Source organism: Allobosea sp. TAB14 (assembly GCF_052113865.1).
Classification (GTDB): Bacteria; Pseudomonadota; Alphaproteobacteria; order Rhizobiales; family Beijerinckiaceae; genus Allobosea; species Allobosea spartocytisi.
In genome coordinates, this window is record NZ_JBFRDQ010000324.1 from 1 (window position 1) to 2231 (window position 2231).

Here is a 2231-nt window from a genome sequence, read left to right on the forward strand (position 1 = left end):
GTGTTGGAGCAGACGAAAAGCAGGTCCGTGCCCAGCTCCTGCAGGAGATCGAACTTGCGCTCGGCCCGGTCGAAGACACGCTGGCGGCGCCCCTCCGGCATGCCCTCGAAATCGCGRAASGGYTGGCAGGTSACGATCKCGAGSCCGAGATCGSCRCAGATSCGGCGYACYTCYGTCGGCGAGCCCGGRAAGGCGATCAGGTCGTTCTCGAAGATCTCGACCGCCGTGAAGCCGGCCGCCGCGATGGCCTCGAGCTTTTCCTGAAGCGTGYCCGAGACACAGACCGTGGCGATTGACGGAATCACAGAATGCCTCCTCCGGCGCGGCTCACGCGGCCTTGGCCAGTGCAGGCGCGACCGTAAAGGGCGCGCCGGTCTTGGCCTTGACCTCGTCGAGGGTGACGCCTGGCGCAAGCTCGATGAGGGTCAGGCCGCCGCCATTGGCCTTGTCGCAGGTCATCACGCAGAGATCGGTGATGATCATGTCGACGACGCCGGCGCCGGTCAGCGGCAGCGAGCAGCGCTCCAGCACCTTGGGTTCGCCCGCCTTGTTGGCGTGGTCCATCACGACGATGACCTTCTTCACGCCGGCGACGAGGTCCATCGCGCCGCCCATGCCCTTCACCATCTTGCCGGGGATGGTCCAGTTGGCGATGTCGCCATTGGCGGCGACTTCCATGGCGCCAAGGATGGTCAGGTCGATATGGCCGCCGCGAATCATCGCGAAGGAATCSGCCGAGGAGAARWAGCTCGWSSTCGGCAGYWCGGTGATGGTCTGCTTKCCSGCATTGATCAGGTCGGGATCGGCCTCACCCTCATAGGGGAAGGGCCCGATGCCGAGCAGGCCGTTCTCGGATTGGAGCGTGACGTCCACACCTGCAGGAATGTAGTTCGCCACCAGCGTCGGGATGCCGATGCCGAGATTGACGTAGAAGCCGTCTTTCAGCTCCTTGGCCGCACGGGCGGCGACTTCTTCGCGGGTCCAGGCCATCAGGCTGCCTCCCTCTTGCGCTCGGTCAGCTTCTCGATGCGCTTCTCGTTGATCGTGCTCTTGATGACGCGGTCGACATAGATGCCGGGGGTGTGGATCGCCTCTGGATCGAGCGAGCCGACCGGGACGATCTCCTCGACCTCGGCCACCGTCACCTTGCCGGCGGTCGCCATGTTCGGATTGAAGTTCCGCGCGGTCTTTCGATAGACGAGATTGCCGGCGGTATCGGCCTTCCAGGCCTTGACGATGGCGAGATCGGCCTTGAGCCAGGTCTCGCGCACATAGAGCTGCCCGTCGAATTCCTCGACCGGCTTGCCCTCGGCGACGACGGTGCCGACGCCGGTCTTGGTGTAGAAGGCCGGGATGCCGGCGCCGCCGGCGCGGATGCGCTCGGCCAGCGTGCCCTGCGGATTGAGCTCAAGTTCGAGCTCGCCGGCGAGATATTGCTGCTCGAACAGCTTGTTCTCGCCGACATAGGACGCGATCATCTTCSYGATYTGCCKGGTCTGCAGCARCATCCAYAGGCCRAAGCCGTCRGCSCCGGCATTGTTCGAGATCACGGTCAGGTTCTTCACGCCGGAATCGCGGATCTGCGGGATCAGGCTCTCCGGATTGCCCGACAGGCCGAAGCCGCCGGACATGATCGTCATGCCGTCGAACAGCAGTCCGTCGAGAGCCGCCTTCGGGCCGTCATAGATCTTGTTCGTCATCCATCCCTCGTCATTGTCGCTTGCCGAACTGACGGCAGACTATCCTGTTGTCTCAGACTCGTTCCAGCCCGATTGCGATGCCCTGCCCGACGCCGATGCACATGGTCGCGAGCGCACGGCGCTTGCCGGTCAGCGACAGCTCCAGCGCCGCCGTGCCGGCGATGCGGGCGCCGGACATGCCAAGCGGATGGCCGAGCGCGATCGCGCCGCCATTCGGGTTCACATGGGCACCATCCTCGGGGATGCCGAGATCGCGCAGCACGGCGATGCCCTGGCTCGCGAAGGCCTCGTTGAGCTCGACGATGTCGAAATCCGTCGGCTTCAGGCCGAGACGCTCGCAGAGCTTGCGGGTCGCGGGAATCGGCCCCAGCCCCATCACGCGCGGCGCGACGCCGCCCGCAGCGCCGCCGACGATCCGCGCCAGCGGGGTCAGGCCATACTTCGCCGCCGCCTTCTCGGAGGCGATGATGAGAGCCGCCGCGCCGTCATTGACGCCCGAGGCGTTGCCGGCGGTGACGGTGCCGCCTTCCT

The 2231-nt window shown here is 65.7% G+C and carries 4 protein-coding genes; all 4 read right to left on the reverse strand.

The genetic code is table 11. The features are described 5' to 3' along the window. Nucleotides 1-305, reverse strand: a 305-nt coding sequence (locus tag AB4Y99_RS27140; protein ID WP_441525525.1) for a sugar phosphate isomerase/epimerase family protein, incomplete at its 3' end; no start/stop codon positions are given. A gap of 22 nt (nucleotides 306-327) precedes the next feature. Further along, on the reverse strand, nucleotides 328-990 hold the full coding sequence (locus AB4Y99_RS27145; protein ID WP_441525526.1) for a 3-oxoacid CoA-transferase subunit B: 663 nt from the start codon (nucleotides 988-990) through the stop codon (nucleotides 328-330). Further along, nucleotides 990-1700 carry a CoA transferase subunit A gene (locus AB4Y99_RS27150; RefSeq protein WP_441525527.1) on the reverse strand — a complete coding sequence of 237 codons (711 nt, stop codon included), beginning with the start codon at nucleotides 1698-1700 and terminating at the stop codon, nucleotides 990-992. The genes AB4Y99_RS27145 and AB4Y99_RS27150 overlap by 1 nt, the downstream gene beginning before the upstream one ends. A gap of 52 nt (nucleotides 1701-1752) precedes the next feature. Then, the coding region (locus AB4Y99_RS27155) for a thiolase family protein (RefSeq protein WP_465248683.1) at nucleotides 1753-2231 on the reverse strand (479 nt) is incomplete at its 5' end.